Here is a 23,946-nt window from a genome sequence, read left to right as displayed (position 1 = left end):
GATCACCATGACAGAGACTGCCTCGATCACTACGCCAGGGACCTCCTCGACCACTACGTCAGAGCCTGCCTCCGGGCAGGTCACCGACGCCGAGTTTCCCATCGAACGTGGATGCCCCTTCAGCACACCCGTCGAGTACGAACAGATCAGGGACCACTCCCCGCTCGCCAAGGTCCGCCTGACGACCGGCCGCGAAGCATGGTGGATCGCCGGGCACGAGCTGGGACGCGCCGTCCTGGCCGACCGGCGGTTCTCCTCCGACCGCCGCCGGGACAACTTCCCGTTCGTCAGCACCGACCCGGAGACCAGAAAACAGTTGCAGGACCAGCCCACCTCCATGATCGGCATGGATGGCGCCGAGCACGCCCAGGCGCGGCGAGCACTGATGGGCGAGTTCACCGTCCGGCGGATGGCCGGGCTGCGGCCACGGATCCAGCAGATCGTCGACCAGCACATCGACGAGATGCTGTCCTCCGATCAACGCACCGCCGATCTGGTCGAAGCGCTGTCGCTGCCGGTGCCGTCACTGGTCATCTGCGAGCTACTCGGCGTCCCCTATGCCGACCACGACTTCTTCCAGGCACGCAGCGGCCCCCTGATCCGGCACACCACACCAACGGAGGTCCGGCTCCGCATCCAGGAGGAACTGAACACCTACCTCGGCGCACTGATCGACCGCAAGGTCACCGAGCCCACCGACGACCTGCTCAGCCGGCAGATCGCCAAGCAACGCGCGGCCGGCACCTTCAGTCGCACGAGCCTGGTCAGTATGGCCTTCCTCCTGCTCATCGCCGGTCACGAAACCACCGCGAACATGATCTCCCTCGGCGTCGTGGGACTGCTTCAACACCCCGACCAACTAGCCATGATCAAAGATGACCCGGAGAAGACACCGCCGGCCGTCGAGGAGCTACTGCGCTACTTCACCATCGCCGACACGGTCACCGCCCGGGTCGCCACCGAGGACGTACAGCTCGGCGGCACCACCATCAACGCCGGCGACGGCGTCGTCATCTCCGGGCTGGCCGCCGACCACGACCCCACGGTCTTCACCGACCCAGACCGGCTCGACCTCGAACGCGGCGCGCGCCACCACGTCGCCTTCGGCTTCGGCCCACACCAGTGCATCGGCCAAACCCTGGCCCGCATGGAGCTGCAAATCGTCTTCGACACCCTGTTCCGCCGCATCCCCACCCTCCGCCTGGCCGCACCGCTCGACGACATCCCGTTCAAATCCGACGCGTTCGTCTACGGCGCCGAAAAACTCCCCGTCGCCTGGTAAACGGAGGACCACATGCGAGTCGAGGCGAACACCGACGTCTGCATCGGGGCCAGCCAGTGCGTACTGATCGAACCGACCGTGTTTGACCAACACGACGACGGCATCGTCATGCTCATCACCAAACACCCCGAAGGCGAAGCCGCCCAACGCGCCCGCGAGGCCGTCGAGCTCTGCCCATCCGGCGCACTCTCCCTGATCGAGGAACCGGGCGACGGCTAGCAGAAACTCTGTTTGCCTGCCCACCTCCACTGCGTTGGTCAAGCTGTCCCGTCGGGGCCGACCAGGCTCCTACCTTGCGCCTGCGCATCGACCAGATCCGCGACGGACGCCTTAACCTCAGTCCTTCATTCGAGCGTCGCTTCATAGCTGTCGTTCGATGAGATGGTGATCTGGGCGTTTAGCGCTGTTTGTGGGAGGCTGAGGGCCCGACGTGGGGTCGGGTTCCTCCGTGACCACTGGCCGGTACGTGGGTCGCGGGGTCAGCCGGTGGGCCGGGGCAGTGCGGTGAGCTTCTTGAATGCCTTGGTCAGGGTGTCGGTCCAGGGCCAGTCGGCGGCGATGGCGAGTCGTGTCCTGCGGGCGGCACGGGTGATCCGGGCCGCGACGTGCAGGAGCCGGTAGCGCAGTTTCTTGGGTTCGGCGCGGGTGAGGCCGCCGCCCAGGAGCAGGTTCTGGGTCCAGGCAATCAGGTCGATGCCGGTCAGGGCGAGTTGTAGCCAGGCCTGGTTGATGGCGAAGTGTCGGGACGGGAACCGGCCGAAGCCGGTGTTCTTGCCACATCGGATGCGGTCCTCGACGCGGGCGTGTGCCTGGTGCCGCCAGCCCTCGATGGTGTCGAACAGCGACAGTTGAGCGCCGGGGGTGCGGGCGTTCCCGGCGGACCAGGAGCCGGGTGCCGTCGGGCCAGCCGGCTGGGTCGAACAGACCGGTGATCTCGCAGACCTCGGCATGTTCACGTAGGTCACCGCCGTTGTCGATGGCGGGAACCCAGCCGGTCGCGGCCCGGATCGCCTCACGCACGGGTTCGGTGATCGCAGCGCCGACGGAGAACCGGATGTCCAGGTGGTTCTGTTCGCGCAAGGATCGGATGTGGGCGAGGAACCCGTGACTTGAACCGGCAGCGTCGACGCGCAGCAGGATCGGCGTGCCGTGCCGGTAGGCGTCGGGGATCTGAGTGAGGGCCTGGTCGAGCACGGTGATGTGGTCGACGGTGGTGTTGGATCCGGACCGGCCTTCGCGTAGCACGCCGGCGAGGGCTTCGCCGGTGTTGTCCGGAAAGCACAGCAGTGGGTGGTAGCCGAAGGTCTTCTTCCAGGTCCGGGTCGCCGATTCCTTCTCGGAGTGGCAGTTCACGAGGGTCGCGTCGATGTCCAGGACCAGGCCGACCACCGGCTGGCCGGCCACCATCGGCTACGGCAGGTCATCGCGAACCTCGGCGTGCTGGGCCCAGGCGATCTCACGGGCGTGAGCGCGGGCGGATCGCAGTTCGGCCAGTATCTTGTCGTCGAGCTATGCCAACAGCCGCCATGCGGTCGGGTCGGACGCCACCGGCCCGAACAGGGCCTGTTGATCTCGTAGTACTGCCAGGTCAGCGATGGCCTCACCGCCGTCGGCGAGCATCACGGCAAGATCGACGGCGATCCGGCCCGGATCATGCCCACGCTGCCGCCGCCGCAGACCCGCAAGGGTGTTGCGGACGCACTGGTCAGACCGGTCGTATCAGCGAGCAGCCGGGCACCGGCATGACCGACCACACCCCCGCCCCCGGTCACCATGATCTTCGGACGTGTTGCGGTAGCCTTCACCCAGCAAGTGCCTTCCGTGACGGGAACATCGGACCCTCAGCAAGTCCTATTTTGCCTGACCAGAAGGCACTTCTTCGTTCCCGATCCACTCCTTGGGCAGCCCTTAACGAAGGGCCGAGGCTAACGGATCGGAGACGTGCGTTCTCCGACCCTACTGACCAATGACCTCCGAGTGGATCACCTCATAAAGTTCGGGATCCATAGTCAGCATCCCGCGATTGTCGACTCCGAACGCGCCACGCCTGTAGCATTCGGTGAATACGGAGATCATTTGCTCAACATCGTTGAACTCGATTTCCGTCGGTGCTTCAGATAGAACCCCGGCAACCTTCGGCCGATCCCCCGACGCCCACACCGCCGCATAGAAATCGCCACTAGCGCCACCAATTAGCGGAATCCAGTCCACACCGAGAACAGGGTCACGAGGGTACGCCTCTCTGAGGACAACAGCCTCAGAGAGTGACAGGGGGGCGTATCCAGGAATAAGGTTCGCGTCATCCTGGGTCTGTCCATCTAGGTACTCAACACCGTTGCACCAGCCAAACCACGCGACCACGTCGTCGGGGACCGAGCCGCCAAGTGCCGACTCAACCCGTGCCGCTGAAATTCCTGGTGAAAGCGCTGGAACGATCGGGCGCCCCAGTTCGGCAAGCTGCGCCACCAGGAGCTCCAAAGATCTCAACAACATCCGAACGATCCTCTCACTTACCGCACCCGCACATTATACTGGTCGCCATTACCTATCCCGTTATCTCTGAGGAATGGCCATAGCGAGTCTCGCCCATGCGCGGAGTTCTGCCTCCCAGGAATGAGGCTCAATATAGCCCCAGCTCCACCCTCCTGCGTCGACGCAAAAGGATATTCCTCCCAAGAGCCGTTACTGGCAATTGACCGGGGCCTCGGTCTACCAGCCTGCGCGGCATTCCTGTTCGCCCTAATATTGGCCCGACCTGTCAGTCTCGTGACTATCGCGCTCTTGCCAGCCGCCATCGCCTTCTGGAAATTAGCAGCTACTCCAGGATACATAGCCGAATCGATCTCATGCACAGGAAGAGCAGTCGCTTCACCTACGGAATCAACTGCGAAAACCCGGGGACAGCTTGTGTTGTGTACGAGGACCGGTGCGGCCCCCGCCAGCACATAGTACGTGTGGATGTTGGCGACGGTGAGGTTGTGGACGGTGGCCTGCAGGACCTCCCAGCGGTCGACCGCCGTGATCTGCACGTACGTGCCGGAGCTGGTCCGCAGCCACTGGCCGGAACGCAGGTCGGTGGCGTCGATCCAATCGCCCAGCTCCGGCACCCAGAACGGGTGACCATCGGTCGCGGTGATCTCGGCGGTCTCCGAGCCACGGTCGCCATCGGTGTCGATGGTGACCTTCACCAGCTTCTTGACGCCGTCACCCTTGATGGCCGCGGTGACCGTCTCGGCCACGGTCTCGCCCGTCTCCGGGTCAGTAACCAGAACCTCGTCACCCGGCTGCACATCCTCCACCGGCTTGGTGGAGCCGTCGGCCATCAGGACCCTGGTGCCGGGAACGAAGCTGTTGGTCTTGCACGACGCGCCGCTTGAGCCGCCGTTGCTGCGCGTCGTCGCGCCGGATTTCCCGCCGCCCTTGGAGTCACCCTTACCCGAGCCCCCGCCAGACTTACCGGAGCCACCACCGGACCTACCGGACTTGCCAGCACCGCTGGAGGCCGCCGACGACCCCTTGGGGTTGGATCTGGCCTGGGCGTTCTTCTGGACCGGGCTACCTGTCTTCTTCGCGACGTTCGTCGCCTTGTTGCTGATTGTTTGCGCCATCTCGTCGGCTTTTTTCTTCGCGGCCTGAGCGGCCTTCTTTGCCTTTTCGATGGCTAGCTTCTTGGCGTTGAGCGCCGCTGTCTCCGCCGCCTTCGCGGCGCGTAGCACCCCTTGGGCAACACGCTTCGCCTTACGCCATGCCTGAATCGCGGAGACCGTCCGGTCGATCGCCTTCCAAAAACTCGACCCGGCCTTAATGGCTTTTACTGGGCCCAGCGCCCCGAAGATAAGCCAGCCGCACCCCCACAAGTCACCGCCGAAGCACGCCACAGCGTCGTTGATGCCGATGAAGTCTTTCAGCATGTACCATGCCGCATCGAGAATCACCGAGGTCATCGAACGGTTCATGTCGGACTGGGCCTGGGCGACCTGCGCCGCCGATAGGCCCGCGCCCGCGAGCGCCGCCGCCCTCTCCGAGGCGGTCAACGACACCGCCAGACCCGTCGGGTCGGAGTGCGTCACCGGGTTGTTGTGGGCGTACGCGTACCCGTTGGACTGCATCGGGTCCGCGATGTCCAGCACCGGGTCGGCGGAGAGGAACCGGCCCACCACCGGGTCGTAGAGCCGCGCGCCGAGCGGTGTGTAGCCAGAAGCGTCGTCCCGGTCCGCGCCGAGGAACCCGGTGCGGGTCTGCATGTCGAATCCAAGGGGCGTGGTACCGCGCTGGTTGCCGAACGGATCCTGCTTACGGATCCGCACCGGCATCTCACCGTAGAGACCGACCTCGGCGTACGGGCTGCCCTGGTGGTCACCGGCGAGGGCCACGAGAGTGGAACTGGTGGTGGCGTGCGCGTACCGCATGACGATGCCGCCCGGCGCCGGGTAGGAACGCTGGATGTTGACCAGGTTCCCACCCCGCCGCACGGTCAGCACCGACTCGCCGAGGTGCAGCGTCGCCTGCTGGTCCTGAACCGTGAGCAGGCGGCTGCCGCCGGGTCCGTAGAGGTGCCGGGTCTCGTTCTGCGCCTCCCACTGCTGCGCAGCGGAATCCGGGTCGCAGGTCACGAGCACCAGCGGGGTGCGGTTGTCGGTGGCCTCGTCCTTCACCGCCAGACACAGGCCGGAAGCGACGTGCTTGAGCTGCCCGGTGGAGAGGCGCTCCAGGTGCTGTGCAGTCGACCCAGAACACTCCTGTGTGGCGAAGGCTGACCCGGCGGTGTTGGCGGCGGGCTGGACGCACCAGTCGTCGTGCACGGACAGGGTGCCCAGGTTCGCGTCGGCCTGGCCGGCCAAGGGGGCGAAGTTCCACTTCTGCGCGATCGTGCCGTTGCACTGGTACAGCTGGATCGACCCGCCCGGTTCGCTGCTTTGCAGATCGATGCACTTGTCGGCCAACCCGACGTAGGCGGTCTTGCCCCTGCTTCCCGCGCCGGTGATCCGGTCGACCTTGCCGTCGTAGGTCCAGGAGAGCACCTGCTGGTCGCCGTTCTCCACGGAGGTGACGACCTTGGTCTCTCCGGTCAGCTCATACAGCCGCTCGGCGACGGCGGTGACCTCCGCGCCGTCCGGGGTCACGTAGTCCTTGGTGACCTTGGTGAGGGTACGCGGCTGCGTGCCGTCGGCCTTGCCGTAGTCGTAGCTGGTGGTGGCGTCCTTGGCGGTGTCGCCGGTGAGGTCCTTCTCCACCAGTTTCGTGCGGTTGCCGAGCAGGTCGTACTCGTACTCCTGCCAGTAGCCGGCGCCGTCGGTGCCAGCGGTCACGGTGTCGCCGGCCGGGCTGGCGGCACAGGACTCCTGGTTGGTCGCCGTCCACGCCGTGGTCAGCTGGCCGATTGGGTCGTACGTGAAGCACTGCCGCTCCTCGAGGCCGAGGGAGCGCTCACGGATCGAGGTGACGTTGCCGGCCTCGTCGTACTGGTAGGAGCGGTGCGACACCAGGTTGGCGGCGACGACGCTCTGGTCACCGGTCTGCTCCCGGTGGACCAGCTGGTCGGTGAGGGCGCCGCTGGCGTTGTCGTAGGAGGCGGTGGTCCACACCCGGTACGGCTGGGCGCCGAGGGTGGAGCGCAGCACCTGCCCGTACGCGGAGTAGACCGTTTCGGCGCCATACCAGTCCTTACCCGACACCGACAGGGGCAGCCCGTCCCTGGTATAGCGGGTCAGCAGCTTCTCAGCGGGGAGGGTCCCGACGGCCGGCAGCATGGTCGACTCGGGTAGACCGGTGTCGGTGTAGGTGTAGTCGTACCGGTAGGAGGTTTCCAGACCCCAGGTGTCGGCGATGGACTCGGGCAGCGTCAGCGTGGTGGAGGTGGGCTGGTAGTCGTCGGTATACCCGCCGATCGACTGGGTGTACGCCAGTCCGTCGGTGTAGCGGGTGGCGGTCGCCGGCAGCCCCTTGCCGCCCGGGGCACTGTCGTAGGTGTAGGCCGCCAGCAGGGTGCCGTCGCTGACGCCGAGCCGCTGCGCGGTGGGGCGGTGCAGCTTGTCGTAGCTGTTCCAGACGGTGATGTTGCGGCCGTTGGTGGCGCTCTCCTGCCGGTCGAACCGGTCGTAGGTCAGCCGGGTGGTGCCGCTGTTGGGGTCCACGGCGGTGACGAGTCGCCCGCGCTGGTCGTACGTCCAGGTCCACGGGTGGGTCGCGTCGGCGGAGTTGGTGGCCTGCACCAGGTGCCCACGCGCGTCGTACTCGTACCGCATCGAGGTGAACTCGGTGTGGCCGCTGTCGGTGAAGGTGTCCAGCCGGGTGGTCCGGCCCATGGCATCGCTGAAGATGCGGTAGGACGCGGCACCCGCCGGGTTGACGACCGTGGAGTGGTCCTCCCCGTAGGTGTAGCGGGTGGCCCGCGCCGGCACCTCGACGCCGTCCAGGACGGGCAACTCCCGGGTGACCCGGCCGAGACCGTCGTAGGTGTAGCGGGTGGCGTTGGGGACGGCGGTGTCGGCGAGCGGCGTGAAGAGCTGCCCGATCGGTGATCCGCCGGCGTGGTAGGCGTTGCGGGTCTGCCACACCTCACCGGAGCTGTTGTAGAGCGTGTCGGTGATCAGACGACCGCCGCCGATGGCCTCCGTCTGGCTCTGCCGCTCCCGACCCATTCCGTCGTAGAGCGTGACCGAGGTTTCGATCCGGCCCTCGTGCCCCCGCGCGAAGGTGGTGATGTATGGCGGCTTGCCGTCCGGGATGGCGTACTCGGCCCGGAAGTCCGGGACGGCCTTGGTGGAGGGGGTACGGCCGGGTGCCCACGCCTCGACGAGCCGGCCCAACGGGTCGTACCTCGCCTCGCTGACCAGGCCGTTGACGTCGGTGGTCTTGAGGGAGACGGCCCGGCCCGGCTCCACCTCCCGGGTCTGCCGGTGGCCCAGCGCGTTCTCCTCGGAGACGGCGAAGGCCTGACCGGTGGCGGGGGTGTAGGTGAGCGTGGACGTCTCGCCGTCCACGTCGGTTCGGGTCACGACCCGGCCGATGGCGTCGAAGCCGGTGGTGCCGTCGGCCTGGAAGCCGGAGCCGTCGCCCTTCAGCGACCAGGTCTCGGTGGCGAGTCCCCGGGTGCCGTCGCCGAGGTCGGCGCCGTATTCCGCGCCGTCGTAGGCCACCCGGCTGGCCGAGCTCAGCGTCGTCAGGTCGTCGAAGGTGGCGGCGGTGCAGGTGGTTGGGCTGGAGCGGACCTGCTTGGTCAGCCCGATGAGGTTCTTGTCCAGCCGGTGGTGGTACTCGAGGAAGGCGCACGACTCGTCGCCGGTCTGCGCGGTGTCACCGAGGGACTCGACGTGCGTGGGCAGGCCATGCGTCGTCTCGAAGGTGGTCCTCGTCTCGACGACCCGCTCGGTGCGGGTGTCGTCGCCGGTGCCGGAGGAGCGGGCGTGGGCCACCTGCCGCGGCTCGGTGACCCGCCAGGCCTCCAGCGGGCTGAGGCCGTCGTCGCGGTCGCGGCTGGCGAGAAGCTGGGCAGCGGGGTACGTGACGCTACGGGTCAGCCACTCCCCGTCGGCGGCCTCGGCGCTGGTGTAGGTCAGCTCCTCGGCTATTCGGCCGGCGAAGGGCTTTCGGTCCTTGGCGATCTCAGCGCCGGTGATGTCCCGCACCGAGACGGTGTCGCCGAGTCCCCGGAAGTAGCGGGTGACGGTCTTGGTCTGCGCGCTGCCGATGGTGGGATCGTCGTCGCCGGTGCGGACGGCGACCTGCGCGAAGCCGGCAAACTGGGAGTACGTGCGGGTCGACTTCTTGGTGAACTCCCGCTCGGCGAGCCGCCAGGCCGGGGTCCCGTAGGTGTAACGGGTGACGGTGGCGACGGAGGCGCCGTCGATCGCGGGCAGCTCCTCGATGCTGTCGACGACGTACTTGTGGAACCAGTCGATGTCCTCGGCTTCCGGGTCCGGATGCCAGTACGACGGATAGCAGAGTCGGGTGTTGGCCTTCAGGTCGGCGGTGTCGTCCTTGCCGGGCAGGTTGGTGCCGGTGGCACAGTCCCCGGTGGGATCCTTGTAGCTGACGACCGTCTCGCCGCCGTACTCGTTGATGACCCGGGCGATGCGCAGTCGGGAGAAGCCGGGGCGGTGGTCCTGCTTGACCCGGTTCGGCATGTCCTCGACGTTGTGTTCGAAGCGCACCGGGTTGAGGGTGACCTTCTCGTCGGTCGTGCCGTTGCGGGCATACCCGGTACGGGTGATCGACTCCAACCACAGCGCGGTGTTCGGCCCAGTCAGCAGGATCGGGAAGGACTGCGTGAGCTGGTACTCGTCCACTGCCTGCAGCGTGGTGTCGCCACTGCGCCGCTGGGCCGAGGTGGTGATCTTGTCGAGGCGTTTACGGGTGAAGAAGGCCGGACCCGCATTCCAGCAGTTCTCGCCCGCGGCGCACCGCAGGTTGGCCGGGGTGTCGTACCAGATCCGGTAGTCCCCGGGTTCGGAGCTGGTGAAGTTCTCCTCGCTGCAGGTCGACTCCCCCTCGTCGAAGCAGCGCTCGGCGACGGTGAATCCCACCCGGGCCAGGGGGGCTGCGGTGAAGAGGGTGTCCCGGCGTTGCCCGTATTCGATGCGGGAGAGGTAGCCGCCCCGGTCGTACTTGACCGGGTCCTTGAAGTTGAAGTTCCGGGCGTAGTAGTTGGTCTCCTTGCCCCACCACAGGGACATCGCGTTGCCGTTGATGTCCTCGACGTAGTCGAGACCCCAGCGCCAGGCCTGGGTGCAGAAGGAGCCCGCCCAGTTGCCCTCCTTGTAGCAGGGCTCGCCGGCGTGGTTGCCGTAGACCGGCACGGTGAGGACCGAGTTCGTCACCGGGTCGTTGGCGCCCGAGCCGTGGTCGGACCATCCGGGAAGTCGGTGCAGGCCGAAGTGGTAGCGGGTGCCGTCCCGGGTGGTGACGATCCAGTACTCGCCGTCCGCGTCCCCGTTGGCCCGGCCGGTGTCCGTGCGCAGCTCCACCGTGGAGCCATCACCGTTGGCGGTGAACCAGCGCTCCTTGTCCTCGTCCCAGACCAGCTCGGTGGTCATGCCGCCGAGCGACAGTGTCGCGTTCGGCGAGCCCCAGCAGAGGTCGGCGGTCCGGTGCTTGGAGTTGTTCGCCCCCGGCTTCTTCGAGTCCTGTCGGCAGTTGGCGTAACTGCGGGTGATCGCCCCTGCGTTGTAGTCCCAGCCGTCGCCAATCCAGGACGCCTGGTTGTTCGTGGCGGAGGTACGGCCGTCCACCGACTGCGAAGAGTAGGCGAGGTTCACCTTCGGCATCAGGCCACCGGCGGTCTCCGGCACCTGCACCTGGTACCCGTAGGTGAACGCACCGGAAGAGGAGCCCGCCGCCCAGGATCCCGCGGAGAGCAGGGGCGTGGCGGTGAAGTCACCGGCCGTGGAGGCACCGGTGTCCAGCACACCCACCACACTCGAGCTCGTTGACGACCTCGCGGCAATGGCGCTCGCGGTAGCGGCTCTCGCGGTACCGGCGCTCACGGCGGTGGCGACGCTCGCGGTAGCGGCGCCCGCAGCGGCGGTGTCGGTGCCTGCGGCGGCGGTGTCGGCGCCCGCAGCGGCGGTGTCGGTGCCGAGCAGTGAGGCGACGGGGACCGTACCGGTGACCACCCGCCGGGTCGGCTCGTCCTCCGCCGCGGAGTTGTTGGTGGGCGCGTCGTCGGCCGGCACCAGCTCGACCTCGCTCGGCACGGCCTGTGCGGCGGGCGGGCCGGTCAGGTCAGTCGGGGCGGCGGTCCGCACCGACATGCCGCCGCCAGTGCCGCCATTGGTCGCACAGTCCCCGCTGTCCGGGTCGTCATAGACGCAGTCCGGCAGCAGGACGACCCCGAAGCGGTCAGCCGCCTGCGGGCCGTACAGGTCGGCGAAGGGTGTGTAGTCAACGCTGAGCGCGACCTCGGCGGCCGGGTCCGCGGTCTCCGGCGGGGTGAGCTTCATGATCAGACCGGCGACCCCCGCGTCCTGCGACGCCTCGGGTGCGGCCAGGTCCACATTCCAGGTGCCGGCGAGGTCGGCTGGGTCGCCCTCCTCCGGCACACCGAGGGCGATCGGGAGGTCATCGACAGGCCGGCTGTCGCCTGCGGCGAGACCGGTCAGGTCCACCACGCCGCTGTCCTGCTGCCAGGGGTCAACCGCCTGCGGCACGTATGGGTCGATCGGCACCTCGGGGGCGGTGGTCAGGTCCGTCTCGGCGCCCTCGTCCCGGTCGACCCGCTCGATCTCCGGCAGGTCGGGCAGCTCGACCTGCTCTCGAGTCATGCCCGATCCGGGTACCGCGAACGCGGCGGCGGGCAGGCTGGTCACCGCCAGGGTTGCCGTGAGCGCCAGGACGAAGGCCCGGCGGGTCGGCCCCACCAGGCGGCCCAACTCCGTCGGGGTCCGCCGGCCGGACGGCCGTCGGAACAACAAACCGGTACCACGCATACCCGTCGACTCCCGCGAGGACGAAAGAGAAGGCACGGATTGAACCGCGCAGAACACGCGTCGGACGCGACACGTGCGTGTGCACTCTGCGGCATAGGCCCGCCCTGCTCAAGGCGTCAGTCAGACCAAGATCCCAAGAAGGTGATCTTGGCCACGGGATACTCCTGATACAAAAGCTAGAAAGATCAAATAGCCGGCACGGGGGCATGAATTAGGCCAACCTCCGCACACAGCACAGACAAAATAGACCACAAAGGTCGTTCCTCCTGACCCCATCTCTGAGCGACAACACCGGGTCACAGGTCAATAACGTTCGCGGGTCACCCAACTCGCTCGTTTCCGTGCGATCGTGTGCCCGCGTTCTGCCCCCCGACCCACCGACGGGGCTGCTTGCCGCGCCTTTCTGTCCGCCTGGCCCCCACGGGAGGGGATCGCCGTGACCGCGCCTCGCCTGCTCAGTCCCTTCGTGCGTACACGCACCCGGCTGACCCTCACCCTCGGTCTCCTCCTGACCGCCGTCGTCGCCGCCCTACTGCCGTGGTGGCCGGGAAGCCACGACTCCCCGGAGGGCGTCTCCCGCCTCACGGCCGTCCCGCTGAAGGACGAGGCCGCCGCGATGGCGCAAGCGCTCCGCACCGGTGAGGAGGTGCTGGTCGAGACCGCCACCACCGCCACCGCGCTGACCTGGGCACTGCCCGACGGGCAGCTCCGCTCCGCTTTCAACGCCACACCACAGCGGACAAAGAACGCCGCCGGCCGGTGGTCGCCGATCGACACCACGCTGACCCGTACCGATGCGACTCCGGACGGCCTGGACATCCAGCCGGTCAACGCCCCCTCCCCCGTCCGCTTCTCCGCGGGCACCAGCGCAGCCGGCCAACCCGACAGCTCTGGCGGCTCCGGCGGCTCCGGTGGGGGCCAGGCTGGTGACAGCGAAACCGTCCTGGCCGTAGCGGAGATGGACGGCCACACCGTCGCCTTCACCTGGCCCGGACACCTGCCGGAACCCGTCCTCGACGGCCCGCGGGCCCTCTACCCCGAGGTCCTACCCGGCGTTGACCTGCTCATCGTCGCCCGCGACGTGGGCGGATTCGGCCAGTTGCTGGTCGTCAAGAACCGCGCGGCCGAGACAATCGAGGCCGCCAGCGCGGTGACCTACGGGCTCACGTCAGAAACCGCGCGCTTCCGCCACGACGCCGGCACCGGGGGAATCCAGATCCTGGACCAGACCGACCAGGAGGTCGGCTCCATCCCCACCCCGTTCGCCTGGGACTCCGCTGGCCAGGAGAGCCCGGATGCCGAAATCCGCACCGTGGTGAACACCCCCGCCGACGTGCTGAACCTCAGCGGTCTCAGCGGCAACGAGCCCGGTGCCCGGAGCGCCCAACTCCCCACCCGGGTGGACGGCGACGGCACCGGTGAGCTCCGCCTGCACCTCGATGCCGCTGCCACCGGGCTCCTGACCAACCCGGAGACGCTCTTCCCCGTCTTCCTGGACCCGACCCTCAACAGCGGTGTGGTCGCCTGGGCGACCGTCTACTCACAGCACCCCACCACCAACACCTGGAACGGCACCAACTTCAACAAAGGAACGACCGTCGCGCGAGTGGGATACGAAAAATCCACTCCGCTCCGAACCCGCTCGTTCTGGCGGATGGGCTTCAGCACCTCCCTGCGCGGCGCGGTAGTCAGCTCGGCGACCTTCAAGGTGTTGAACGAACACTCGTGGAGCTGCACCAAACGGGAAATGCAGTTGTGGCTCGTCGGTGCGATCTCCTCTGGCACCACCTGGAACGCCCAACCCAGCTATATGACCCTGCAGCAAAAGAAGTCGTTCGCCCACGGCTACAACAGCAGCTGCAGAGGGGAATATGTCGCGTTCAACGTGAAGAACGCGGCCCAGCAGGGGGCCAGCAACGGGTGGTCGAACATCAACCTGGGCATGCGGGCCACCAGTGAGTCCGACACGTACACCTGGCGCAAGTTCACGGCGAAGTCCGCGACGCTGACGGTCACCTACAACCGCAAGCCCAACACCCCGACCGGCCTCACCACCTCCCCCGGGGGCGCATGCGCCCCCGGGGGGGTCACGGTCGCCAAGACCGACCTCACCCTGTCGGCGAGCGCCTCCGACCCGGACGGCAACCTGAAGAGCCTGCGCTTCCGCTTCTGGAAGAGTGGTGCCACCTGGCCCACCGGCACCCTGGTGACCGCCACCAGCGCAGGCAAGGCCAGCCTGAGGATCCCCAGCACCACCCTGGTCGACGGGGGCGTCTACCTGTGGAACGTCCGGGCCGAGGACACCTCCAACGCGCTCTCCACCTGGAACCCGCCCGTCGCGCCCTGCAAGCTCATCATCGACGCCTCGGCACCACCGGCGCCCGATGTCAGCAGCAATGTCTTCCTGGAAGCCACCCCCGACGGTGCCACCTGGGCGACCGTGAGGTTCGGACAGACCGGGCCAGTCACCTTCACCGCCGCAGACGCGACGCGGTTCGAGTACGCACTCAATGGCGTCAACTGGACCTCGGTGACCGCCACCAACGGCACCGCAACGGTGCCCGCCCTCAAACCACGGCACGGCGGGCCCACCAACCTGCAGGTGCACGCGTTCGACCGGGTGGGAAACAAGAGCAAACGCACCGACTACCACTTCTACGTGCCGCCGCGCGACACCGCCGACGGGCCCGGGGACACCGGCGGCGACGGAATCCCCGACCTCCTGATGATCGACGCCGGCGGCACGCTACGTAACTACCCCGGCGACGTTAACGGCGAACTGGAGGCCGCGCAGGTCGCCTCCTACGACGAGAACGGCACGCTCAACCCACCCGGTCACTGGTACGACCCGAAAACCGACCAGGCAGCACTGATCACCAAATACTCCGATGTGTATCCCGGCGACGGCTCCACCGACCTGTTCGCCCGAACCCCGGACGGCGGCTTCTGGCTCTACCCCGGCGACGGGTACGGCACCTTCAACGTTGACGACCGACTCCGCGTCCTGCTTCCGCCAGACACACCCGATCCCGCGACCTGGATCCAGATCAAGGCGCTGGGCGACATCACCGGCGACCGCCGTCCAGACCTGGCTCTGCGGGCCGGGGCCGGCTTCTGGGTGCTCAGCGGCTACACCGGCGCCAGCTTCCAGGAAGCCATCCTGATGGACACCGGCCCATGGGGGCGGCGCCAGATCGTCAACATGGCGGACGTGGACCTGGACGGCACTGCAGACCTGCTCTGGCGCGACCTGGATACCGGCTACATGTACCTCCGCCACGGCAAGCCCGGTCCAGTCTCGGGAAGCGTCGACCTTGATTCACTCAAGCGGGCCGATGCCTCCCGGAAGGGTGATGTCTCGTACGGCGGCAACTGGACCGAGACCAACACCACCGCCGTCCTCGCGATCCCGGACTTCAACGGGGACGACGTTCCCGACTTCTGGGTCCGGCGATCGGACGGATTCATCTGGGCCTACCACCCCTCCACCACCGGCACCGGCGGCCCGAAGTTGGCTGCCAAAGCCAGCGACTGGAGCGGGGTCAAGGCCTTCGGCTGACCGCGTCGCGGGGGCCCGGCAGTCGCTGACCGGGCCCCCGCGACTCCATCCCCAACCCCAGCACGCGCGGTGCAGGGGTAGCCCAGGGCTAGATCGACCGCTATCTTCGCTGCATGAATCGGCAGGCGACCTCCGCGTCACGGGCTCGACCGCAGACCAAGCTCCCGCGGCGGGTGGACGTCGCCGTCGTCGGCGCCGGACACAACGGGCTGGTGTCGGCGATCCTGCTGGCCCGAGCCGGGCTGGAGGTGCTGGTGCTGGAGGCCGCCGACGTGGTCGGCGGCGCGGCCCGCACCGAGACGCCGTTTCCCCGGGTGCCGGGGCTGCGCCACTCCACCGGGTCGTACCTGCTCGGGCTGATGCCCCCGGAACTGCTCGCCCGGCTCGACGTCCACATCCCGGTGCTGCGACGCGACCCGCACTACTTTCTGCCCACCCCGGGCGGGCCCGGCTCGCCGTACCTGCTCTTCGGCGGTGACGCGAGCGCGACCCGGCGGCAGTTCGCCGAGTTCTTCTCCCCCGCCGATGTCGCCGCCGACGCCGCACTCCAGGCCGAGCTGACGGCGCTGCGCGCGGACCTGGCGCCGGCCTGGCTGGCCGAACCGCTGCCGGTCGAGGAGACCGCCGAACGATACGTCCGGCCGGCGCTACGTCAGATCTTCGTCGACCTCGTTCGCGGCTCGGTCGTCGACTACCTGGCCCGCTTCGACTTCCACTCCGAGTTGCTCATCAGCATGTACGCGGTGACCGACGGCCTCTCCGGGGTCAACGCCGGGCCGGACGACCCCGGCACCGGGCACAACTTCCTGGTCCACAACATGTGCCGACTTCCCGGCTCCGACGGCACCTGGATGATCGCCAAGGGGGGCATGGGCACCGTCTCCCGGACCTTCGCCGACGCCGCGCGCGCCGCCGGCGCCACCATCCGCACCGATACGCCGGTCAGCGCGATCACCCTGGACGGGGGTGCGGCCTCCGGTGTCCGGCTCGCCGACGGGCAGACCGTTGCCGCCTCCGTGGTGCTGGGAGCCTGCGACCCGTACCGGCTGCTGGAGCTGCTCCCCGACGGCGCGCTCCCGACGGCGCTGACCGACCGGATGACGGCGGTCCGCCGCCCCGGCACCACGCTCAAGCTCAACCTGGCGCTGACCGGGTTGCCGCGCTTCTCCTGCCTGCCGGAGGCCGCCCCCAGCCCGTTCGGGTCCACCATCCACCTGCTGCCCGGCTCCGAACCCGGCGACACCCGGGACACGCCGCTGGCGGGGCTGCGCGCGATGTGGGCCGACGTGCGGGCCGGGCGGCTGCCGCCGGAGCCGACGATCGAGTGGTACCTGCACACCACCGTCGACCCGACGCTCTCCGACGCCGCCGGGCACCACTCGTCGGCGCTCTTCGTGCAGTCGGTGCCGTACGCGTTGGCGGGCACCACCTGGGACGAGGCGCTACCCGGGTATGTGGCGCAGCTGGTGGCGATCTGCGAGCGATACGCCCCCGGTACCGGGGCCCTGATCGCCGACGCCGTACCGCTGGCCCCACCCGGCATCGAGGCGCACTTCGGCATCACCGGTGGGCACATCCACCACGTGGACAACACGGTGTCGTTCACCGACCGGATGCCGTATGCCACCGGGATCGACGGCGTGTACGCGGGCAGCGCCGGCTGTCACCCGGCCGGCAGTGTCATCGGTGCGTCCGGCCACAACGCCGCCCAGCGTATCCTCACCGACCTCGGACGGTGAGGATACGCTGGCGGTGCGGCCGCCGCGCAGCCGAAGCGATGCGGGACCGCACGGGGATCAGGTCGTCGTCTCGACGACCGGGGCGGGGGTCTGCTCGTCGGCGCGCTGGGCACGGATCTTGTGGCCGACGCTGGTCAGGCACCGCCCGCTGGCCAGGTCGAAGCGCCAGCCGTGCAGCTGGCAGGTGAGCTGGTCGTCCGCCACGATGCCGAATCGGCTCAGGTCCGCCTTGAGGTGCGGGCAGCGCCGCTGCACCACCCAGTCGCCGAGGGTGATGTCCTCCGCGTCGACCGCCCGCTCGTGCTCGTCGTACCAGCCCTCGGCGTACTGCAGCCGCTCCTGGGAGAGACACTTGAAGAAGGCGTAGACGAACTCGTTGTACTGGCCGATCCGCGCCGCGGAGAAGCGACAGGACAGGAAGAGCGAATTGACCCAGTCCACCTCGCCAATGTGCAGCAGGTGCTCGATCAGCGCCCGCTCGGTGCGGAACCGGTAGCGCACCTTCTCGTCGGCGTACGGGCGGACCTGCTTGCCGGGGAAGTCCACCACTATGGACTCGACGGTCTCCGCACCCGCGTCGTCACCATCGACCAGGTCGAAGCGGACCGGGCCACCGACCCCCTTGGCCAGATAGATCGACTCATTCAGCAGCGGCTCGATGCGGCGCTGCATCTCCGCCAGGACGTCCACCTCCGGGTGCCGCCAGGACGCCTTCTCCGCCGCGATGATCGGCCGCTTGCGCTCCCGCATCTCTTCGAGGTGGGCGACCTTGTTGGCGAAGAACTCCGCCACCGGCACCGGGTGGGTGGTCTCGCAGCCGTCGGCGGTGACCTCGGCGACGCTGCCCGGCAGCAGCACCACCCCGTTGGTGCCGCCGACCTTGGCGTACTCGTCCAGGAACACCGACTGGTCGGGGAAGATGTTGCCCTCGTCACCGTGGATATCGTTGAACTGCCACAGGGTGTCGTCGAGGAAGCACGGCGGGCCGGCGATCGGGAAGACGTGGTCGGCCTTCAGGTCGTCGATGTAGCGCCAGGTCCGGTCGAACTGCCGATCCCGCTTCTGCTTGCCGAACGCGGTCTTGGCGGCGTTCGGCAGCTCGTAGACCATCGGATACCAGATCGCCCCGGAGAACTGAAGCATGTGCGCGTGCACGTGGCCCAGCTCGGTGAAGATGCTGAGGTCGGTGGGGCGGGCGTCGTTCTGGTTGAGCAACCGGACCCCGTTGTGCTCCACCCAGAGCGACGAGTCCCCGATCGGACCGTCGGTCGGGCTGGTCAGCGCCTGGATCATGACCTTGAGGCCGCCACCCAGATCGACGACCTCCTCGTTCGGCGCCTTCAGGAACTGGGTGAAGCCCAACTCCCGCAGCTCGTCTTCCATCTCCGAGGTCGGGAAGGCGGGCAGCAGTACGGTAGCCCGCTTCGACACGTATCGCTTGAGGTGGGCCGCGTCGAAGTGGTCCCGGTGCAGGTGCGAAACGTAGAGATAGTCCACGTCGCCCAGCGCCGCCCAGTCGAGTTGGGAGTTGTCGGGGAACGGAAACCACGAGGCGAAGTACGCCGGGTTGACCCACGGGTCGCACAGGATGCTCCCCGCGGGAGTGTCGATCCGCATGCTGGCGTGCCCGGTACCGGTCACTCGCACCGCAGTTCCCCCTCTAGCAGACATAACAAGGTTCACGTCAGAACCTACCGGAGCCACTCTCACCATCACGCCGCGACGCCGGTAGTGCCCCGTCCATGGGCGACAACGCCCTCCGTTCCGGCCGACACGGGCTCCCGGCGCCCCCACAACTCCGGTCCGGGAGATGGTCGGACCCAGCGCCGGGGCCGGCACCAGGCGTGCCAGACTTGACCGCGGATCAGATCACGAGGGAAGGACCGACAGTGGCAGGAAGCGAGCCGGTTACGTCTCCGGACCAACACAAGCCCGGGCACCGCAGGTCCGGACGGATCGGCGCGGTGGTCGTGGCGCTGTCGCTGCTGGCAATGATCTGCGGTAACCACGAGGGCAGGATCGAGGACCTCTGGCTGATCGGCCTCGCCGTTCTGCTGCTGGCCGTCGTCGTCGGCGACATCGTGCTCCGGCGCAACGGGCTTCGCCCGTAGCGCACACCGGCAGCCACAACGCTGTGGCCCGCTCCCCGGAGTCCGGGAGCGGGCCACAGCGTTGTTCCGGGTCAACCCGGCGTTGGTCCGGGGCAATAACCGTCAGTCCGGGGTCAACGACCGAGCAGGACGTCCTGCACATTCTTCAGGGCGGCGTCAACCTCCTCCTCGAAGTAGCCACCCTGGACCAGGCCGAAGCGGAGCGTGCCCAGGTCGCGCGGATTCACCGGCATCGGATTCCGCCCCTGCATCCCGCCGAGCAGGCTGTCGAAGAAGCGGTCTACCTGGTCCGGGTCGTACCCGCTGCCGAAGCGACGAACCTGGAAACTGCGGCGAATCTGGTCAACCCGGTAGAGATCGCTTCCCGGCGGGCCGGCCATGGGCGGACCCCCCATCGACGGACCAGTCACCGCCGGCGGAGCCGCCATCGGTGGCCCGGGGACCGCCGGCGGGTTGCCGAAGCCGGGCTGCGACGGAGGCGGCCCGGTCGGCCCGGGCGGGCTGGGGACGGCCGGCGGGCCCCCGAAGCCGGGCTGCGGTGCGGGCGGAGCGCCCAGCTCCCGCCCTCGCTCCGGCATCCGCATCTCGGTCGTCATGTCTGCCCGCCCGTGCCGACCGGCCTCGAACCCGTCAAACCGCGGCTCGTCGGGGCCGTAGCCGCCGGTAGCCGGGCCACGGGGCGGGCCACCGGGACCGTGCGGAGCGGCCGGCCCACGGGGCGGACCACCGGGACCGTGCGGAGCGGCCGGCCCACGGGGCGGACCACCGGGAGCGTGCGGGGCGGCCGGCCCACGGGGCGGTTCGTAGCCGCCGCGGGGGGCGTCGTAGCCGCCGGCGAAGGAGCCGGTGGTGTCGTCGTACCCACCGTACGGGCCCCCGGGCTGCGCCGGCATGAACCGGGGTGGCATCGGCTGTTGCTCCGGAGCGATGCCCCGCTCATCGTGCCTCGGTGGACCCATCCGCTCCGGCGGGCCGAGTTGGTCGGGTGGACCGATCCGATCCGGGGGACCCATCCGATCGGGTGGACCCATTCGCTCGGCGGTGTGGGGATCGGTGGCCGGAGCCGAGAGGCCTCCCTGCTCCTCCAACTCGGCGAGCTGCCGTTCGACCCGGTCGAGGTGAAGATCGACCTGCCACTCGTCATAGCCGTTGAATCGGACCCGGAAGACGACGTCGTGAACCTCCTGCGCGGAGACGGGTGCGCCCACCGGCTGCCCGTCCAGCGTGGCCTCGACCCGGTCGAGGAAGACATCCACCTCGTCAACCTTGTATCCCCGGCGCAGCGACTTACGCCGGAAACGCTGACCCTGACTCGCCACTATGTCTCCTGGTCTCGTTCGCTCCGCCGGGTCTCCCCGGCCCCCCACGCTCTCATTGCCCCTCGGCCGCGGCGAGCTGCCCACACGCTCCGTCGATTTCACGCCCCCGGGTGTCCCGCACTGTCGTGGAGACCCCGGCAGCGCGCAACCGCCGGACGAACTCCCGCTCGACCGGCTTCGGGCTCGCGTCCCAGCGGCTACCCGGAGTGGGGTTGAGCGGGATCAGGTTCACGTGGGCCAACCGGTCGGCCAGTAGCCGCCCAAGCAGGTCGGCTCGCCACGGCTGGTCGTTCACGTCCTTGATCATTGCGTATTCGATCGACACGCGACGTCCCGTGCGGGCCGCGTACTCCCAGGCCGCCTCCAGCACCTCGGACACCTTCCAGCGCTGGTTGACGGGCACGAGTTCGTCGCGCAGCTCATCATCGGGCGCGTGCAGCGACAACGCAAGGGTCACGGAGAGGTCTTCGCTGGCCAGTCGACGGATAGCAGGGACCAGACCCACCGTGGAGACGGTGATGTGCCGCTGGGACAGCCCCAGCCCTTCCGGCGAGGGCGCCACCAGCCGGCGAATCGCCGCCACCACCCGGTTGTAGTTGGCCAGTGGCTCACCCATCCCCATGAACACCACGCGAGACAGCCGCGGCGGGGACCCGGCGACAGCGCCGGAGGCAGCCACGCCGGCCAGGTAGACCGCCTGGTCGACGATCTCCGCGGTGGAGAGGTTGCGGGTCAGGCCCGCCTGGCCGGTCGCGCAGAAGGGGCAGGCCATCCCGCACCCCGCCTGGCTGGAGAGACAGACCGTCACCCGGTCGGGATAACCCATCAGCACGCTCTCGACCAGCGAGCCGTCGTGCAGCCGCCAGAGCGCCTTGTGGGTGGCCCCGTCGTCACACGCCAGCTCCCGCACCGGCGTCAACAGGGTGGGCAGCAACTGGTCGGCCAGCTTCTCCCGGGTGGCCGACGGCAGGTCGGTCATCTGCGCCGGATCGCGGACCAGGCGGCCGAAGTAGTGGGTCGACACCTGCTGAGCTCGGAACCGCGGCTCGCCCAGCTCTGCGACCAGAGCCTGGCGACCGGCGAGATCGAGGTCGGCGAGGTGCCGCGGGGGCATCGCCGCGCGGCGGGCAGCGGCGTCGGGGTTGACCGGGGTCAAGGGCAGGCTCGTCATGACCCATCCAGTCTGTCACGCCGGAACCGGACCGCACCGCTGTGGATCCGCCAGCCTCGCCCCGGCCCGGCCGGCAACGCTGATGAAGGCGGGACGCGCCCGGCGGGGGGCACCGGGTAGTCCACGACTCAGCCCGTCACCGGAACGAAGAGCGCAAGCAGCAGGTACGCCGTCGGGAGGGCGAAGAGAACCGAGTCGAGGCGATCCATCAGGCCGCCGTGCCCCGGCAGCAGGTTACTCATGTCCTTTACCCCGAGGTCTCGTTTGATCATCGACTCGGCCAGGTCGCCCAGGACGGCCGCGGCGGAGACGGCCATCCCGAAGAGCGCTCCCCACCAGGGCGCCACATCGAAGAGCAGCCAGATCAGCAGGGCGCCGCCGAGGGCCGCGGCGCCGAGCGAACCCGCCAGCCCCTCCCAGGACTTCTTCGGGCTGATCGTCGGGGCCATCGGATGCCGGCCGAAGTTGGCTCCGGCCGCGTATCCACCGGTGTCAGAGAGCACCACCGCGACCATTGTCACCAATACCCGCAGCGCCCCGTCCTCCGCCGCCGCCATCAGCGCGGCGAACCCACCGAGGAACGGTACGTAGACAGCGATCAGGGTGGTCGCGAGGGCATCCCGGCGAAACCCGGCCAGCCCGTCACCCAGTCGCCACACCAGGGCGCCGAGCACCGTGACGAGCAGGCCGAGGGTCAACGCATCGGGCCCGGCGAACCAGGCCAGCCCGACCACCAGCACGCTCCCCGCGGCCAGCGGGACCAACGGCGGGTGGACACCCGCGCGACCGACCGCTCGGATCATCTCCCAACAACCGACCGCCAGCGCCCCCGCGACGACCACCACGAAGGCGAACGGGTAGAGAAAGAGCGGCACGAGGATGAGGGCACCGAGGCCAAGCCCCACTCCGATGGCCGCCGGCAGGTTACGGCCGGCCTTGCCGGACGACCGCTGTCGGGCAGCGGCGCCGGTGGCACGACGCCGTCCCGGCCGACGCCGCCCCCGCGATGGCGGCTGCGTGGCCGGATCATCAGCTGAGACCGGCTGAAGCGGGGCCGTGGGGTGCTCAGCGCCGACCGGGATGTCCCGGACCGGAGGCTGTTGGGCGGTCGGGAAGTCCCGGTCATCGGCGGAGGCGTGGTGGCCGTTACGGCGGAGCCGGTCGGGCCCACCCGCCGGCTCCGCCGGCGACCAGCCAGGCCGGCCGGTTCCCCCGTGGTCGTAACCGGGAGTTTCTCGACGCCGAGCCATCGCAGTGGCGTCGCGAGTCACCGCGCCGGGGTCCGCCGGCGCAACGCCGCGCGATTCGGCGGGTCGGTCCGGGGCGACGGCGAACCCACTGCCCCGCGCCTCCGGCTCGAGCTCCCGGTCGGGCCACGGCGCGGCGGAGGCCGGCCGTTCCGAACCGTGCGGTTCGGCGCTGCGGTGTGGGTCAACGGGGGACATCACGCACCGGGCGGGGAGACGAAACCGACGACCAGACGCACAACCACAACCATGTCCCCTACCCGAATGATGTTCCCTCTGGTTGACCGACGGGTCGGCCAGTCGATCCCCGCCAGTCACCGCCGGTGCCCGAGAATCGAGCCGAGCCTACTGCACTCGCCACCCCGGCATCCGAAACCGCCTCCACCGCCCCGACCAGCCACCGGGACGGCCGGCGCGGTGCCGAGCCGCGACAGAAGGGCGGCACCGGCGGCCCCGAAGGGCGTGGTCGCCGGTGCCGCGTCAGCAGTCGGGCAGCGAGGTCAGACCTCGAGCAGCTCGGCTTCCTTATGCTTGATCAATTCGTCCACGGTGCCGACGAAGCGCTGGGTCAGATCGTCCAGCTCCTTCTCGGCACGACGCCCGTCGTCCTCGCCGACCTCACCGGCCTTGACCAGCCGGTCCAGCTCTTCCTTGGCCTTGCGGCGGATGTTGCGGACCGCCACCTTGGCCTCCTCCCCCTTGTGCCGAGCCACCTTGATCATCTCGCGGCGGCGCTCCTCGGTCATCTGCGGGAGCAGAATGCGCAGCTGGTTACCCTCATTGTTGGGGTTTACCCCAAGGTCGGAGTCGCGGATCGCCCGTTCCATGGCGTTGGTCTGCGAGGTGTCGTACGGCTTGATGATGACCATCCGGGGCTCCGGCACCCCGATCGACGCCATCTGCGGCAACGGGGTCGGGCTGCCGTAGTAGTCGATGATGATCTTCGAGAACATGGCGGCGTTGGCGCGGCCCGTACGGATGGCCCCGAACTCCTCCTTGGCGTGCTCGATGGCACGCTCCATCTTCTCCTCGGCCTCGAGGAGGGTTTCGTCGATCACCGTTCTCCTCGCCTCCTTCTATGCTCGTCGTGG

General features: G+C 68.7%; 12 protein-coding genes and 1 pseudogene. 5 read left to right on the top strand and 8 right to left on the bottom strand.

All coding sequences use genetic code 11. The features are described 5' to 3' along the window. Positions 1–7 precede the first annotated feature (7 nt). Entirely contained in the window at positions 8–1,282 is a 1,275-nt protein-coding gene (locus AC1UKG_RS18170) for a cytochrome P450 (RefSeq protein WP_482642092.1), read from the top strand. A 12-nt stretch (positions 1,283–1,294) separates the two neighbouring features. Beyond that, the gene (locus AC1UKG_RS18165) at positions 1,295–1,501 is read left to right on the top strand and encodes a (4Fe-4S)-binding protein (protein ID WP_482642091.1); all 207 of its coding nucleotides are present in this window, start codon (positions 1,295–1,297) and stop codon (positions 1,499–1,501) included. 260 nt (positions 1,502–1,761) lie between these two features. Here AC1UKG_RS18165 and AC1UKG_RS18160 read toward each other — a convergent pair. The 3 genes and pseudogenes from AC1UKG_RS18160 to AC1UKG_RS18150 form a co-directional block, all read right to left on the bottom strand. Further along, positions 1,762–3,057: pseudogene (locus AC1UKG_RS18160) on the bottom strand (IS1380 family transposase). A 181-nt stretch (positions 3,058–3,238) separates the two neighbouring features. Next, on the bottom strand, positions 3,239–3,748 hold the full coding sequence (locus tag AC1UKG_RS18155) for an SMI1/KNR4 family protein (RefSeq protein WP_482642090.1): 510 nt from the start codon (positions 3,746–3,748) through the stop codon (positions 3,239–3,241). A gap of 44 nt (positions 3,749–3,792) precedes the next feature. Further along, positions 3,793–11,709, bottom strand: a complete 7,917-nt coding sequence (locus tag AC1UKG_RS18150) for a ricin-type beta-trefoil lectin domain protein (RefSeq protein WP_482642089.1) — start codon at positions 11,707–11,709, stop codon at positions 3,793–3,795. A 436-nt stretch (positions 11,710–12,145) separates the two neighbouring features. On the opposite strand from AC1UKG_RS18150, the gene AC1UKG_RS18145 reads away from it, so the two are divergent. Together AC1UKG_RS18145 and AC1UKG_RS18140 are read left to right on the top strand one after the other, a co-directional pair. Next, positions 12,146–15,268 carry a DNRLRE domain-containing protein gene (locus tag AC1UKG_RS18145; protein WP_482642088.1) on the top strand — a complete coding sequence of 1,041 codons (3,123 nt, stop codon included), beginning with the start codon at positions 12,146–12,148 and terminating at the stop codon, positions 15,266–15,268. Between the two features lie 113 nt (positions 15,269–15,381). Beyond that, positions 15,382–17,007, top strand: coding sequence for a phytoene desaturase family protein (locus AC1UKG_RS18140; RefSeq protein ID WP_482642087.1), 1,626 nt, complete (start codon positions 15,382–15,384; stop codon positions 17,005–17,007). A 57-nt stretch (positions 17,008–17,064) separates the two neighbouring features. On the opposite strand, the gene AC1UKG_RS18135 is transcribed toward AC1UKG_RS18140, so the two are convergent. Then, positions 17,065–18,654, bottom strand: a complete 1,590-nt coding sequence (locus AC1UKG_RS18135) for a Rieske 2Fe-2S domain-containing protein (RefSeq protein ID WP_482642086.1) — start codon at positions 18,652–18,654, stop codon at positions 17,065–17,067. Between the two features lie 197 nt (positions 18,655–18,851). On the opposite strand from AC1UKG_RS18135, the gene AC1UKG_RS18130 reads away from it, so the two are divergent. Beyond that, positions 18,852–19,118, top strand: a complete 267-nt coding sequence (locus tag AC1UKG_RS18130; protein ID WP_026271210.1) for a DUF2631 domain-containing protein — start codon at positions 18,852–18,854, stop codon at positions 19,116–19,118. Between the two features lie 113 nt (positions 19,119–19,231). On the opposite strand, the gene AC1UKG_RS18125 is transcribed toward AC1UKG_RS18130, so the two are convergent. The 4 genes from AC1UKG_RS18125 to frr form a co-directional block, all read right to left on the bottom strand. Continuing rightward, positions 19,232–20,437 (bottom strand): DivIVA domain-containing protein, encoded by a 1,206-nt coding sequence (locus AC1UKG_RS18125; RefSeq protein ID WP_482642085.1) that lies wholly within the window; start codon positions 20,435–20,437, stop codon positions 19,232–19,234. A gap of 52 nt (positions 20,438–20,489) precedes the next feature. Next, positions 20,490–21,608 carry a dual-specificity RNA methyltransferase RlmN gene (gene rlmN, locus AC1UKG_RS18120; protein ID WP_482642084.1) on the bottom strand — a complete coding sequence of 373 codons (1,119 nt, stop codon included), beginning with the start codon at positions 21,606–21,608 and terminating at the stop codon, positions 20,490–20,492. 128 nt (positions 21,609–21,736) lie between these two features. Further along, positions 21,737–23,053 carry a phosphatidate cytidylyltransferase gene (locus AC1UKG_RS18115; RefSeq protein ID WP_482642083.1) on the bottom strand — a complete coding sequence of 439 codons (1,317 nt, stop codon included), beginning with the start codon at positions 23,051–23,053 and terminating at the stop codon, positions 21,737–21,739. 302 nt (positions 23,054–23,355) lie between these two features. Beyond that, complete coding sequence (frr, locus tag AC1UKG_RS18110) at positions 23,356–23,913, bottom strand: ribosome recycling factor (protein ID WP_018743122.1); 558 nt, start codon at positions 23,911–23,913, stop codon at positions 23,356–23,358. Positions 23,914–23,946: the final 33 nt, after the last annotated feature.

This window comes from Salinispora sp. CH2A1_6, from assembly GCF_056820975.1.
The sequence above is the reverse complement of the archived record's forward strand: the minus strand, read 5'-3'. Positions and strand labels throughout refer to the sequence as shown.

Coding starts and splice junctions, on each gene's coding strand:
- AC1UKG_RS18150 (WP_482642089.1), bottom strand. CDS start 11,709: ATGCGTGGTACCGGTTTGTTGTTCCGACGGCCGTCCGGCCGGCGGACC.
- AC1UKG_RS18165 (WP_482642091.1), top strand. CDS start 1,295: ATGCGAGTCGAGGCGAACACCGACGTCTGCATCGGGGCCAGCCAGTGC.
- AC1UKG_RS18170 (WP_482642092.1), top strand. CDS start 8: ATGACAGAGACTGCCTCGATCACTACGCCAGGGACCTCCTCGACCACT.
- AC1UKG_RS18140 (WP_482642087.1), top strand. CDS start 15,382: ATGAATCGGCAGGCGACCTCCGCGTCACGGGCTCGACCGCAGACCAAG.
- rlmN (WP_482642084.1), bottom strand. CDS start 21,608: ATGACGAGCCTGCCCTTGACCCCGGTCAACCCCGACGCCGCTGCCCGC.
- AC1UKG_RS18115 (WP_482642083.1), bottom strand. CDS start 23,053: ATGTCCCCCGTTGACCCACACCGCAGCGCCGAACCGCACGGTTCGGAA.